This is a genomic window from Mesorhizobium sp. M2E.F.Ca.ET.209.01.1.1, assembly GCF_004010375.2.
Taxonomy (GTDB): Bacteria; Pseudomonadota; Alphaproteobacteria; order Rhizobiales; family Rhizobiaceae; genus Mesorhizobium.
Genome location: NZ_SADP02000919.1, coordinates 1 through 309, shown reverse-complemented (window position 1 = coordinate 309; position 309 = coordinate 1). Strand labels below are relative to the sequence as shown.

At 65.7% G+C, this 309-nt stretch carries 1 protein-coding gene; it reads right to left on the bottom strand.

Annotated features, from left to right (window positions below):
• Nucleotides 1-198 (bottom strand): ABC transporter permease subunit (locus tag EN852_RS38495; protein WP_145994158.1); only part of this gene is annotated, 198 nt, incomplete at its 3' end.
• Nucleotides 199-309 lie beyond the last annotated feature (111 nt).

Here is a 309-nt window from a genome sequence, read left to right as displayed (position 1 = left end):
CACCAGGATCGGAATGCCGCGAATGGTGTCCGAGAAGATGCGCACCGCCCAGCGCAGCGGCGCCGGTCCATAGACCAGGCCGACGCCCAGCAGGACGCCGGCGATGAGCGACAGCACCACGACCAGCAGCGATACCCACAAGGTCACGGCGAAGCCTTGGGCGAGGAAGGGCAGCGCGTAGAGGATCTGGCCAAGCATGTCAGCGCGCCGCCCTGAACCGGCGCTCGACGAGCCGCAGCCCAAAAAGCATGATGTAGCCGGTCACCAGATACATCGCGGTGGTGACCAGGTAGACCTCGACGATGCGGA